The organism is Psychrobacter sp. GW64-MNA-CIBAN-0177, from assembly GCF_040309585.1.
In the GTDB taxonomy this organism is placed as follows: Bacteria; Pseudomonadota; Gammaproteobacteria; order Pseudomonadales; family Moraxellaceae; genus Psychrobacter; species Psychrobacter okhotskensis.
Map to the genome: position 1 here is coordinate 1 of NZ_JBEOOY010000267.1, position 269 is coordinate 269.

Here is a 269-nt window from a genome sequence, read left to right on the forward strand (position 1 = left end):
GTCTCATCGAGACTGGCGACATTACCCCCGTTCGCCAAGTGTATATGATACAGCGTACCAAAGGTCGCTTGGGTAGTGGTCTCAATAAAACATCGGGCTGGGTACATCGCGCCCATGTCAAATCGCACGGCGTCATCCAAGTATCAGGCGCACAGTACGAAAAAATCACCAATGAGGGTATTTGGATTACCAATAACCAAGGTCAAAGTCAGCTATTGCGTGTCGATAGTGTCGTCGTTTGTGCGGGTCAAGAATCCGTCGTCAAGCTG

At 49.8% G+C, this 269-nt stretch carries 1 pseudogene; it reads left to right on the forward strand.

The features are described 5' to 3' along the window. Positions 1-269, forward strand: a pseudogene (fadH, locus tag AAEY79_RS15035) (NADPH-dependent 2,4-dienoyl-CoA reductase); the annotation flags it as partial.